General features: G+C 56.1%; 8 protein-coding genes. 5 read left to right on the top strand and 3 right to left on the bottom strand.

The genetic code is table 11. From position 1 onward, the window contains the following. The first annotated feature begins 3 nt into the window (after positions 1-3). Entirely contained in the window at positions 4-369 is a 366-nt protein-coding gene (locus tag NHH03_RS19905) for a DUF997 family protein (RefSeq protein WP_253158909.1), read from the top strand. Further along, complete coding sequence (locus tag NHH03_RS19900) at positions 353-2,227, top strand: sodium:solute symporter family transporter (RefSeq protein WP_253158907.1); 1,875 nt, start codon at positions 353-355, stop codon at positions 2,225-2,227. Before NHH03_RS19905 ends, NHH03_RS19900 begins: the two co-directional genes overlap by 17 nt. Positions 2,228-2,265: 38 nt before the next feature. On the opposite strand, the gene NHH03_RS19895 is transcribed toward NHH03_RS19900, so the two are convergent. After that, positions 2,266-5,244 carry a PQQ-dependent sugar dehydrogenase gene (locus NHH03_RS19895; protein WP_253158905.1) on the bottom strand — a complete coding sequence of 993 codons (2,979 nt, stop codon included), beginning with the start codon at positions 5,242-5,244 and terminating at the stop codon, positions 2,266-2,268. A gap of 201 nt (positions 5,245-5,445) precedes the next feature. On the opposite strand from NHH03_RS19895, the gene NHH03_RS19890 reads away from it, so the two are divergent. After that, on the top strand, positions 5,446-6,837 hold the full coding sequence (locus tag NHH03_RS19890) for an outer membrane protein assembly factor BamB family protein (protein WP_253158903.1): 1,392 nt from the start codon (positions 5,446-5,448) through the stop codon (positions 6,835-6,837). Positions 6,838-7,328: 491 nt separating this feature from the next. On the opposite strand, the gene NHH03_RS19885 is transcribed toward NHH03_RS19890, so the two are convergent. Next, positions 7,329-8,687, bottom strand: coding sequence for a sulfatase (locus NHH03_RS19885; RefSeq protein WP_253158901.1), 1,359 nt, complete (start codon positions 8,685-8,687; stop codon positions 7,329-7,331). Positions 8,688-8,783: 96 nt separating this feature from the next. After that, positions 8,784-9,584 (bottom strand): hypothetical protein, encoded by an 801-nt coding sequence (locus NHH03_RS19880; RefSeq protein WP_253158900.1) that lies wholly within the window; start codon positions 9,582-9,584, stop codon positions 8,784-8,786. Between the two features lie 116 nt (positions 9,585-9,700). On the opposite strand from NHH03_RS19880, the gene NHH03_RS19875 reads away from it, so the two are divergent. Continuing rightward, entirely contained in the window at positions 9,701-10,246 is a 546-nt protein-coding gene (locus NHH03_RS19875; protein WP_253158898.1) for a sigma-70 family RNA polymerase sigma factor, read from the top strand. Beyond that, positions 10,243-11,910 carry a FecR domain-containing protein gene (locus NHH03_RS19870; RefSeq protein WP_253158896.1) on the top strand — a complete coding sequence of 556 codons (1,668 nt, stop codon included), beginning with the start codon at positions 10,243-10,245 and terminating at the stop codon, positions 11,908-11,910. The genes NHH03_RS19875 and NHH03_RS19870 overlap by 4 nt, the downstream gene beginning before the upstream one ends. Positions 11,911-11,930: the final 20 nt, after the last annotated feature.

Below are 11,930 nucleotides of genomic sequence, written 5' to 3'. Positions count from 1 at the left end.
TCATTGAACGTTGTTGATGGCACGGCGACGCCAAACGAACCCGATCCGCCGGTCGGCGGATCGTCAAAATCATTGTTGGACCATTGTCGTCATGAAATGGTCTGGATGGCGGCGCTGTGGACGGTGCTGTTGGTCTGGGTGGTTGGCTGTTGTTGGTCAATCGGTTACACGCCGCCTGGACAGGTCACTCCGTTGGTGTGGGGCATGCCGGCATGGGCGCTGTGGGGAGTGTTTTTGCCCTGGTTGGTGGCGACCGTCGCAACGATTTGGTTCGTCTTGTTTCGCATGATCGATGATCCATTGGGCGAACACGTGGCCGCAGAAAACGGCGCAGAACCCGACGAGGAATCTGATGCATCTGCTGGCTGAACGATCCAACGCCGCCCTGCTGACATTTTTGATCTACACCGCTGCGGTTTTCTTGTTGGCTGTGTTGTCGGGACGCGTTTCCAAGGGCAAAGAATTTGTCGGCGAGTACTTTCTGGGCAGTCGCGGTTTAGGGGTCTGGGCGTTCGCGCTGACCTTTGCCGCAACCAATGCCTCCGGCGGCACCTTCATGGGTTTCCCGGCATTGATCTACACCCATGGTTGGACGCTGGCATTTTGGATCGCCGGGTTCATGGTGTTGCCATTGTTGTCGATGGGATTGATCGGCAAACGACTGAATCAGGTTGCCCGCAAAAGCCAGGCGGTCACGATCCCCGAGATTTTTGGCTCGCGGTTTGAGAGTGCTGCGGTCGGTTTGGTGGCGACCGGATTGTTGGTGTTTTTCATGTTCTTCTACTTGCTGGCTCAATTCAAAGCCGGCGGCAAAATCCTGAGCACACTCTTGGCCGATGAGCCCGCGTTCCAAATCGCGACCGCGTCGATGTCGCGAATGACCGCGGACATCCCCTGGGTCAACCAAGCCAGTGGTGACTACTTGGTGTGTTTGCTGGTGTTCTCGGTCGCGGTGATTGGGTACGTGGTTTATGGCGGGTTTCGCGCCGTGGTTTGGACCGATGTGATGCAGGGCGTGGTGATGTTTGTCGGGGTCATCTTGATGCTTGGGCTGACGCTCTATCAGGTCGGCGGACTGAGCAACGCCACCCGCAAGATGGCTTTGATGACGCCTCCGGAATTTGGCCACGCGGTGATCCGTTTGCAGCAACCGGCATCGACCGACCGGTTGTTGCCCAAGGGAACTTGGGTGCGTCAGTCGGATGATGCGTTTCGATTGGCGGATTTGGCGATTGTTCCGCAAGGCCAGTTGGCCAGTGAACCCGTGCCCATCTTGCGTTTGACAACGGCCTTTGAAATTGAAAAGACCATGACGGATGAGATCGCCAAGGGAGTCACCGTCGACGTGACGGAGATCACGCCGTATCGCTATGGTGCGGGACAAGCTGGCGTCTATGTGTCCAACCCGGGGCCGAGTGCGACCAGTGAGATTGGTTTTCTGGCAATCGGAACGGCATTCAGCTTCTTCATTTTTTGGCCCTTCACCGCGACCGGGCAACCGGCCAACATGATTCGTTTGATGGCGTTCAAAGAGAGTCGAACACTGCGTTATTCAATCGTCACGGTGGCTGTCTATTACGCCGTGATTTTTTTTGCGTTGATCGTGATCTTTTGTTGCGCGCGGGTGTTGATGCCGGGAATGGAAATCGACCCCGACCGCACGATGCCTGACCTGGCGACGACCGTCACTGCCAATGCCGGCGTGCCTTGGTTGGCAGGTCTGTTGGTTGCCGCACCGTTTGCGGCGGTGATGTCTAGTGTCGACAGTTTTTTGTTGCTGGTTTCATCGTCGATGGTCCGCGACATCTATCAAAAGCATCTCAATCACAACGCCCCCGAACGCACGCTGAAACGCCTTAGCTACACCGTGACGGTGGTGATTGGAATTTTGGCGGTGTTGATGGTGATCAACCCACCGACCTATCTACAAGATCTGATCGTGTTTGCCAGTGGCGGATTGGGAGCTTGTTTTTTAGTGCCGATGTTGCTGGCGCTGTACTGGCCGTCGGCAACAGGCGGTGGCATGATCGCCGGCATGTTGGGCGGCACGCTGATGCACCTGGCACTGACGATTTGGGGTTACCTGGAAATCGGCCAATTGCGGGCCTATGAATTCATGGGGCTGAATCCGATCCTTTGGGACTTGGCAGCATCGGCCCTCGCAGCAATCTTGGTGTCGCGCTGTGGGACGGTCAATCGAAAGCTGTATCAAAAGTATTTTGCGTGAAAACCTTAAGCATCGCTGAAAGGCGTCCCACGGGCGTGTCACTGCGGTGCCGCGGTCGCGTCTACAAGCGGGCGCTGTTGAGTGACCAAGAACGCGAGTAAATCGGCTGCTTGCTGGGCGGTGAACTCGGCCAATAATCGGTCTGGCATCACTGATTTGTCCATCGGCTTGATCGATTCAACATCGTCCATCGCCACCACGTGTTGCTTTCCAGTCGGGTCAACGATTTTGATCGAATCATCGGTTTCGGCTGTCACTAGGCCAGACAGGATCCTACCATCAATGGTCAGAATCAATTTGCCCCGATACTTGTCATCAATTGTTTGCGATGGCTGCAACAGACTTGCCAAGATTTCGGCGGGTGTCCGTTGGACTCCGATGCTGCTTAGGTCCGGTCCAACGGTCTGACCCTGGTCGCCGATACGATGGCATTGACGGCAGGAAACATTGGCGGATTGGAAATAGATCGCAGCGCCGGCCTGGGCGTCGCCTTGCATCGCCAGCAAGGCATCAGCGTTCACGTTGTTGCCCAATCGTTTGACACGGCGCTCTGGGGGTAGGAAACGCTCGAACAAATCACGGATCATCGAATCGGAGTGTTGCGCGGCGATCTCTGCCACTGCCAACCGGGTCTGGTACGGCACCGATTGATCGGCACAGGCATGCGCTAAACGTAACGCATCGGAAGTCGATTTGATCTGTTGCTGAATCTGTTGTTGCCACTGCGAATCTGCTGGTCGAGCATCCTGCAGGAGATCCGCCACGGGCTGGTCAGCCGCCGGTTCATCGCTGGTCGGGTCGAGCGACGTGATCCAATCGTGGATCAATGCCGCGCCCTGGTCATCGATCAACGAGGGACCGAACTGAGGCATCCGACCGCGCCCGCTTTTGATCAGTCGATAAAACAGCACACTTCGACAGGGATCACCGGGAGCGATCACCCTTGCATCGGGCAACGCAAATGTTCCCTGCGTGGGCAGCGCATCGACCACGCCCATTTTTTCCAGCGGGAGCGAACCGATCAGTTCAAACGCGGCGGTGCCGCCACCACCGAATCGGTGACAGTGCGCGCAATTCATGTGCAGGTAGCTGCGTGCGCGATCCTGCAGAGAAACCGTTTCGTCATAGGGCGATGCGATCGGATCGGTGTCGGCCGCTTTGTTCTGTAGCAATCCGGGTTCCAAAATTCCTGATTGAGCGAACCGTTGCAACTGGTTGCCGCTGGAAAAGGGATCGTCGCGATTGAGTTGATTCAGTTTAAATCCATGGACCGTGCCGGCGTTCCAAAAGTGACACTGCAAACACTCATCACGACTGGAGTGGTGCCAGATCTGTTTGCGAATCCCGGCGGGCTGATCAGGATCCAAGATTTCAATTGGACGGTCGCTGGCAACGTTGTCTTGTAGAACCGCATCGGTTTGATCGTCATTCCAGATGTAGTTGTAGGCGTTCCAGTCATCGCCATTGCGATGCAAGACCTGGGTTTCCAGTCGGACTTTGTCCTGGGGTTTGCTGGGATCGGGTTGATAGAAAACTGTTTTTGCCAGTACCGCGTCTTGAGGAAATGAAAAATGGCCTAGCACCTGCCCGGTGCGCCAGTCCGGTTTGTCGAAAATCCCGACTTGTGCTTGGCCGGGGATCGCCACCCATTGTTGCGATTGGGTGTGATCGGCCCAATGATGGGCGTTGATGGCGTAGGGTAGCACGCCGGGTGCGGCGATTTGCTCGGCGGTCGATGCAAACAAACCCGTTTCGCTTAGCCGGCGAGGGAAATCAGCTTCGGCCGCGGCGGCATCATTGGGCTGCAGGCGGTGAATCGATCCATCAAATCCGACCACCAGGACTTCGCCATCGGTGTCCAATGCAAAGCAGATAATCCGCATCGAGGTGTCGGCGAGTTCTCGTTTCCAAATGACTTTTTCACCGTCATGCTTCAACCCCCAAATCTTGCCGGTGATCCAGTCGCCATAGATGTAGGCATCGACCAGTTCGGGCAACCGCGGCGAATTCCAAAAGTAGCCGCCGGTGATCGATCGGGCTTCCAGGTGGGAGTGTTCGGCCATCGGCGGAGTGATGGGGGCGGGCCCGAGTTTGCCATTTTCTTTGACGACTTGACTGCCTTCCATCAAGCTCCACCCATAGTTGGCTCCACGGTCGACACGATAAATCATCTCCATCATTTCCCAGCCCACGTCGCCGGTCCACAGCGTGTCGGTCTTGGGATCAAACGCCATCTTCCAAGGATTGCGAAATCCGAACGCCCAGACTTCGCCCCGCGCACCGGGAAGATCGACAAAGGGATTGTCATCGGGAATTCGATAGGCCAGTCCATCGGCCGATTGATTCACATCGATCCGTAGTACCGACGCAGCCAAGTCGCTGATGTCCTGTCCGGTGTCTTTGAAGTCTGGCGGATTAGGGCGGTCGCCGTCACCGATCGAAATGTACAAGTAGTTGTCTGCCCCGAAGTGCAAGCTGCCGCCCGAGTGGCCGCCACCGATCCAGGAAATGATCACTTGCTCTGATGCCGGATCCAGCACCATTCGTTCGGTGTCGATGACTTTGAACCGTGACAATCGCGTCCCGTCGGGTGTGTCGGTGCTGACCACATAACTGATATAGCACCATGGCTGGCGAGGGTAATCCGGATGAAACGTCATCCCAAAAACCTGGCGTCCAGGCATCGGCAACGCCTTCAAGTCAATCGCGTCTTGGATGTCTCGATCGGCCTGCTTGGAAAACGAAACGATCTGGCCTTTGTTGTCCGCAACCAACCAGCGGTCCGTGTTTGGGACCCGGATCATTTCGGTCGGTTCGAATAGCGGTACGTCCGCAAACACCTGTGTCGTGGTGTACGGGTTGGGCGGATCGGGGGTGCCGTGGATCTGTGATTCAGTCCACTGGACACGCGTTGGGGACTGCGCCAGACCATCCTGCGGCATGCCAGCCAAAACCCTGATCAACAGCATTGACGCGATCACGATCAAACAACGAAACCAAGCAATTCCAGTGAACATGTATATCATCGGCGACAGAAAAGAAGAAAATCTGGACGTGTCAGCAATCCTACCAAGCCAGCGGCCAAGCGTGTGCAGGTTAAATTGCCGGGTAGGCGAAGTCGAACCAGGCGCGCGAGCTTGTGAGGCTGAGACTCTACTAGAATGCAGTCGACGATCCACTTGATTGCACGTTTTACAGAACCGAACGGAATGCCAGTGATGTACGGAAAATCAATTCGATTCAGCTTGCTTTGGTTGCTCATTTCAGTCACCCCATTGGCGGTCGCAGCGGATCCAGGTGGGGCTGAGGACAGCGCGAACGCTGCCAATTGGCCGCAGTTTCGTGGCAGTGACAGCGATGGTGTCGCGGCATCATCGCACCCGATGCGCTGGAGTGAAACCGAGAATGTGGACTGGTCAATTGATGTCGATGGCGAGGGTTGGTCTTGTCCGGTTGTCTGGGGTGACAACGTCTTTTTGACAACGGCGGTGCCAATCCCGACCGATGGCGACGCCGCAAATACAGATCCCCAGGAGTACCAAAGCGGATCAGCGGGGCGGCGACAGGAACTGACGCGGTTGAACTACCGCTGGGACGTGGTCTGCATTGACGCCAACGATGGAACCGAAAACTGGCGTCAGACGGCACACACCGGCCACCCCACCATCCCACGCCACAGTTCCAATACCTATGCCACCGAAACGCCACTGACCGATGGACAGCGCGTGTATGCCTACTTTGGGATGACGGGGTTGTATTGCTACGACATGCAAGGCCGATTGCAGTGGTCCAAGAATCTGGGCAGCTATGAGATGCGCGCCGGGTGGGGAACCGCCAGTTCGCCGACCCTGCATGACGGCAAACTGTTTTTGCAGATCGACAATGATGACCAATCGTTCATCGTTGCCATTGATGCGGCAACCGGCAACGAAATCTGGCGCGCCGATCGAGATGAGAAATCCAACTACAGCTCGCCAATCATTTGGCAAAACAGTCAGCGTGACGAATTGATTGCCGGCGGTTCAGTCTGTCGTTCCTACGATCCGATGACCGGCAAACTGCTGTGGCAATTGGAGATGGAGAAAGGACGCAGTTCCGCGACGCCATTGGCGGTTGAGGATCGCTTGTACGTTGGCACGGAACTGCGCAACCGAGGCGGAGACGATGACGGCGGCGGATACTTGTTCTGCATCCGTCCGGGCGGTTCAGGCGACCTTAGCACGCCGCCCGATCAAGCAACGAATCCAGCGGTGCTGTGGAAACAGGAACGGTCTGGGATTCAAATGGCTTCTCCAGTCCTCTGCCAGGGCTATCTGTACTTGCCCGAGCGGCGCAGTGGGATGGTTCACTGCTTGGACGCAGCCACCGGCGAATCGGTTTACAGTACCCGAGTTCCAGGTGCCAGGGCGTTTTGGGCATCGCCCTGGGCCAGTGGTGAACAGGTTTACTGTGTCGATACCAGCGGCACGACCCATGTCATTGCGGCCGGACCGAAATTCAACGTGGTGGCCAAAAATGAAATCGATGAATTGACATGGTCCACACCCGCGATCGCCAACGGCGCCATCTACTTCCGCACCGCATCAAAGCTGTATCGAATCAGCAATTGATGCGAGAGCTGAACTCCAACCCGTTGGAGTTCAACCTTTAGGTTGTTTCGGGTTGGTTGCAGCAGTCGTGACCTGACACGCTAAAGCGTGAACTCTGGCGGTGATTGGTTCCAACCCGTTGGAGTTCAACCTTTAGGTTGTTTCGCGTTGGTTGCGGCGGTTGTGCCTGACACGCTGAAGCGTGAACTCCAACGGTGACTGGTTCCAACCCGTTGGAGTTCAACCTTTAGGGTGTTTCGCGCTGGTTGCAGCAGTCGTGACCTGACACGCTAAAGCGTGAACTCTGGCGGTGATTGGCTCCAACCCGTTGGAGTTCAACCTTTAGGTTGTTTCGGGTTGGTTGCAGCAGTTGTGCCTAGCACGCTAAAGCGTGAACTCCAACGGTGACTGGTTCCAACCCGTTGGAGTTCAACCTTTAGGTTGTTTCGCGTTGGCTGCAGCAGTCGTGACCTGACACGCTGAAGCGTGAACTCTGGCGGTGGGGATGGCGACTATTTGGCTTTGTTGCGTTTGGGCGTGGGGACTTCTTTGCTGGGCAGCCAATTGCCGAATTGCTGTTTGATGTCAGTGTTCTCGGGTCGATCGGCTATGTTTTTCCATTCGTAGGGATCCGCCGCGACGTCGTAGAGTTCTTCGTCGCCATTGGCATAGCGGATGTAGCGATAGGCTTCGGTTTTGACCGAATGATTGCCGCGGCCGTGTGTGGTGATCGCAGGGATGTCCCAGGAATGTTGCGGATCGCGCAGCAACGGCACGATGCTATGTCCACTGACGTAGTCTGGTTTGGGAATCCCGGTTAGCTCACACAGTGTCGGATAGATGCACATCAAATCCACCGAACGATTGCAGCGGGTGCCGGGCTGCGTCAGGCCGGGGACGGACCAAATCATCACCGTCCGTGTGGTTTCTTCCCACAACGCAAATTTGCGCCAGTGTTCTTTTTCGCCCAGCGACCAGCCGTGGTCACTCCACAGACAGATGATCGTGTTGTCGTTGTTGGGGCTTGCCTCGAGCGCGTCCAGCAATCGGCCGAGGTTCATGTCGGTGTACGTGCAGGTCGCCAGATAGGACTGGATCGCTGCTTTCCATCGCCCACTTTTCAGAAATTTTGCGTGGTCTCCGTTCGGGCCGGCCATCCTGACCCCGGCCGGTGGAATGTCAGCCAAGTCGTTTTCGATATGCGGCGGCAGCTGAATGGATTCCAACGGAAAGGCGTCGTAATACTTGCGAGGCACGACGAAGGGTAGATGGGGCTTGTACAGTCCACATGCAACAAAAAAGGGTTGGTCTTGCGGCTTGGTGATTCGCTGGATGCAATAATCCACGCTGTGCCAATCCAACAAATCTTTGTCTTTCAGTTCGGGATGTGTCACGTCCGCGTGGTAGCCGTCCATCTTGTCCACACCCGGACCGTCTAGCTTCAGTCCGTCATTGGACATGTACTCGGACCACTCGTTGTCGTAATGCTGCATCGAGTGATAGATCTTTCCTGCTCCGGCGACGTGGTAGCCTGCTTTTAAGAATTGCGCGCTCAGGCCTTCGCCATCCGCCTGATGATTTTTCCATTTGTCACCATTCTTGTAGCAGCCACTGACCCACGGTCGCTTGCCACTCATCAACGCACAGCGTGATGGCTCACAGGCCGGGACCGCGCAGTGTGCATTGGTGAACGTCACGCCCCGACGTGCCAAGCGATCAAAGTTCGGCGTGCGGGCCTGGGGGTTGCGTTCCAAGTGAGTCAGCCAGTGGTTCAAATCGTCGACCGCAATGAACAGCACATTGGGCCGGTCCGCAGCATGGGCCAGCCCGGACAGGCAACACAGGATCAATCCAGCAAGGATGCGTTTCATTGGAATCAGTCTTGGTAGGTGTGCGGGGACAGAGTATTCGCAGACAGATCAGGAATCACCATTCTATCGCAAACGTTGGTCCCGGCGGTCAGCCAGCTACAGGGGGTGATCCAAATCCAGTGGTTCGCCAAGTTTGGCCGCGTGGTCTGGCAGCGCGCGGTATTCGCGGATCATGATCCAGCCGGATAGGGCGACGGCAGCGATCGCGGTTTGTGGCGTCCAGCAGATAAAGATCCCCATCAACACTTTGTCGAATTCGATTCCCAATCGGATCCCGAGGGTGATGGCGATGGCGATCATCACAAATGTCAGCGGCGTCAGGATCGCGACACGCTGCTGCCAGTTCAATTGTCGAGGGATGAATGCGATGGCGATCAACGCGATCGGCCCTAACGCGTAGATTCCGGCGAGCAGTTCGACGCGCGGCGTCAACGTCTTGACGATCGCGGCCGCTAGGGCAGCCAACACTGTCGCGATCAACAGCCCACGCAGTGAGAATTGAATCTTCAGATCATGGTGTGACTGAGACACCAGACGCGTCATGATCTGGTTCAATGTATGGCGGTTGGCGATCGCGATCACACCCGCGATGGAGCCCAACACAACCGCCAGTGCCAGGCACACGATGAACGGCAATACGTTCAGATGGTGTGCTCCATAGCCGCCCGATTCTCGCCAGATCGTCAACGGAAATCCGATCGCTTCGTCATGGGGATCCAGTTTTCCTAGCAGTCCGCCCCAACCTTGGCTGCGAAAGAAAAACGACAGCGCGTTGGCAGTCCCAATGATCAACACGCCCAGCAATAAACCCCGTACCATCCACGACAATGCAGAATCATCGCGGATCAGTGCATTGGGATGCTGGTTTGGCTGTGTTTTTTGGTTCGACGACATCATCGGCACCTGCGGTAAAATGGGGATGGCGAAGTGGTGGTCTTTCTACGTGATCATTGTTTTGGTGGTTTTCTCTAAAAAAGTTGTTAACCAATCGAAAATCGGGGGAGTTTATAGGCATGCAACCGTCCGAGCACCAAAACACCGACGATTCTGCGATTGTCACGCTGCTGACCGAATGCCAGCTGCCGTTGCGATTGTATGTCCGCGCGTTGATGCCCGGCGACAGCGCGGCCGGTGACGTGATTCAGCAGGCGAATTCAAAAATCTGGGAAAAACGCTCGGAATTTGAAATTGGCACCCAATTCAAGGCCTGGGCGTTTGCAATCGCCCGCTTTGAAGTCCTTAATCATCGCAAAAAACAAGCCCGTGATGCGAGAATTCAGTTTTCAGATGAACTGGAATCAACCATCGCAGCCGAGCTGCAACAGGTCGACGATGGCTTTCTGCAGCGTCAGCAAGCCCTGCGTCAGTGCCTGGAATTGCTCAAGCCGTCCAATCGTGAGTTACTGCTCGGTCGCTATGCGTCGAAACAACCTCTGGCGGATTTTGCCAGCCAACTCGGCCGGCCGGTCGGTAGCGTCAAAGTCACATTGCATCGCTTACGGACTTCCTTGGCAGACTGTATTGAACGACGGTTGGTATCAGCAGGAGAAAGCCGATGAATCCTGATGAACGATCCCTCCTGATTGACTCGCTGTTGGAAGGCCAGATCAGTGAAGCAGACCTGCTGCGGTTGGAGGCGGAATTGACCGTCGATGCCGAAGTCCGCCAGGAATACTATCGTCGGCTGCAACTGGACTTGTTGCTCGAGCGAGAGGCGTCAGAGGCCCCGGGTGACTGGGATGCCGACATCACTGTGCAGGCTTTGACCAAAGCCCAGACTGACTCGCGACGAATCACATGGGTCGCGATGGTTGCGTTGGCCACCGCAGCGTGTTTGTTGATCGCGACGTCTTGGATGTTGTCGCGTGATCGGGAAAACACCAACCAATCCACTGCCGGAATTATCGCCGCAGCCACCGTGCCTCAGGCGTCCTCCACCGAGCCGTCGGCCAACGGGTTCGCCGTTCTAAGCGGCCAATCCGGTGCTGTCTGGGATGGCGATCCGATCGGCAATGGAGCATTGGTACCCGAAGGCAAATTGCATTTGAAATCCGGATTGGTGCACCTGGAACTGTTCAGCGGTGTGCAGATGGTGATCCAAGGCGACGCCTTGTTTTCGGTGGATTCGCCGATGCAAGTCTCGCTGGTGCGCGGCCGAGCGCGAGCTCACGTCCCCGAACCCGCCCATGGGTTTCGCGTGAAGACAGCCTCGGGCGAAGTGGTCGATTTGGGCACCGAGTTCACCGTGGATGTCGATCAAGACAGCGCCCGAGTGAAAGTGGTCGATGGCGAAGTCGAATTGCAGTCGACCGATGCCTTGACCCGACGTTTGACTGACGGCCAGGCCATGCAATTGACGGCGGCTGGATTCGCCGACCATTTGCCACAAGAGGAACTCAATCTATTGGGACCGGCGGCATTTCAAAATGAATTGGCGCAGCTGCAATCGAACCAGTTCAGCAACTGGCAGCAGTCTCGCGAACGCCTGCGTCTTGATCCGCGTTTGATCGCTTACTATCAAGTCAATCCTGATGCCGGTTGGTCGCGCCAGTTGGTCAATCAGGCAGCCGCAAACCCCAACGCCGCAGGTGATGGAGCAGTGGTTGCCGCCGAACGCACCGAGGACCGTTGGGGACGCAATCAAGGCGCACTGGATTTTAGTCCGATGGGCAGCCGTGTCCGAGTCTCCGTTCCCGGCGAACATCGCGGTTTGACCCTCTGCTGTTGGGTTAAAATCAATAGCTTGGACCGCTGGTACAACTCGTTGTTCCTGACCGACGGTCATGAATCCGGCGAACCGCATTGGCAGATCATGAACGACGGACGATTGTTCTTTTCCGTCAAACCGCCCGATTCAGATCAGCTGGATCCGCAGCTTCTGCAACAACAAATTTTCTACTCCGATCCGTTCTGGGATACCTCGTTGAGTGGTCGTTGGATCATGTTAACGACGGTGCTGGATGTGGATCGGAAACGGGTCAGCCATTACTTGAATGATCGTTCCATCGGCAGCCACCACGTCCCCGAGGCGTTGCTGGTCGATTCCGTGAAAATTGGTTCGGCGTCGATTTGCAATTGGAGCGAGCCGATGTACCGAACGGATGCAAAATTTGTCGTGCGTAACTTGAACGGCAGTATGGATGAATTCGCACTTTTCTCCGGTGCGCTTTCAGAGCAAGAGATTAAAGATTTGTTCCAAACCGGAAACCCGCATGAGCACTAACCGAACACCGGGACCCTGCA

It is taken from the genome of Stieleria tagensis, from assembly GCF_024129865.1.
GTDB lineage: Bacteria > Planctomycetota > Planctomycetia > Pirellulales > Pirellulaceae > Stieleria > Stieleria tagensis.
Note: the sequence above shows the minus strand (reverse complement) of the source record. Positions and strands in the feature narration are given on the sequence as shown.

Coding starts and splice junctions, on each gene's coding strand:
- NHH03_RS19900 (WP_253158907.1), top strand. CDS start 353: ATGCATCTGCTGGCTGAACGATCCAACGCCGCCCTGCTGACATTTTTG.
- NHH03_RS19895 (WP_253158905.1), bottom strand. CDS start 5,244: ATGTTCACTGGAATTGCTTGGTTTCGTTGTTTGATCGTGATCGCGTCA.
- NHH03_RS19890 (WP_253158903.1), top strand. CDS start 5,446: ATGTACGGAAAATCAATTCGATTCAGCTTGCTTTGGTTGCTCATTTCA.
- NHH03_RS19885 (WP_253158901.1), bottom strand. CDS start 8,687: ATGAAACGCATCCTTGCTGGATTGATCCTGTGTTGCCTGTCCGGGCTG.
- NHH03_RS19880 (WP_253158900.1), bottom strand. CDS start 9,584: ATGATGTCGTCGAACCAAAAAACACAGCCAAACCAGCATCCCAATGCA.
- NHH03_RS19875 (WP_253158898.1), top strand. CDS start 9,701: ATGCAACCGTCCGAGCACCAAAACACCGACGATTCTGCGATTGTCACG.
- NHH03_RS19870 (WP_253158896.1), top strand. CDS start 10,243: ATGAATCCTGATGAACGATCCCTCCTGATTGACTCGCTGTTGGAAGGC.